Raw genomic sequence first — 496 nt, 5'->3', positions numbered from 1 at the left:
CCGATGCGCTTGTGGGAAACACCCGTTCCCATCCCGAACACGACGGTTAAGACGCAGGCGGCCGATGGTACTGCACTGGAGACGGTGTGGGAGAGCAGGTGGGCGCCAGATCAAATGGGGATGTAGCTCAGTTGGGAGAGCACCTGCCTTGCAAGCAGGGGGTCGAGAGTTCGAATCTCTTCATCTCCACACCGAAAGCAACTTAACGAAATCGAGCTGATAAGCGATGATTGAGTTTAGTGCGAGGCGCTTCCCGAACCTTAATGAAGCGTAGCTGAATTTAGTTGAGGGAAGAAACTTTGTAATGCTTTCGTTTGGGCTTATAGCTCAGCTGGTTAGAGCGCACGCCTGATAAGCGTGAGGTCGGTGGTTCGAGTCCACTTAGGCCCAGTGGCTTAGTTGATTAGCCGTGAGGTTAAGTGAGTAAGCCTATATCGTACCTTGAAAACTGCATACATGTAAATTTGATTAAAACTAATCAAATATCCTTGATATA

Annotated in this window: 2 tRNA genes and 1 rRNA gene; all 3 read left to right on the top strand. The window is 49.2% G+C overall.

The window, feature by feature from the left end:
* Positions 1-111: ribosomal RNA gene (gene rrf / locus ACTNB8_RS16425) — 5S ribosomal RNA — on the top strand; the annotation flags it as partial.
* Between the two features lie 5 nt (positions 112-116).
* A tRNA-Ala gene (locus ACTNB8_RS16420) sits at positions 117-189 on the top strand.
* Between the two features lie 127 nt (positions 190-316).
* Positions 317-390 (top strand) — tRNA-Ile (locus ACTNB8_RS16415).
* Positions 391-496: the final 106 nt, after the last annotated feature.

Origin of the sequence: Blautia sp. HCP28S3_G10 (assembly GCF_052065235.1) — a bacterium.
In the GTDB taxonomy this organism is placed as follows: domain Bacteria; phylum Bacillota; class Clostridia; order Lachnospirales; family Lachnospiraceae; genus Blautia_A.
This window is presented reverse-complemented; position numbering and strand designations above follow the sequence as displayed.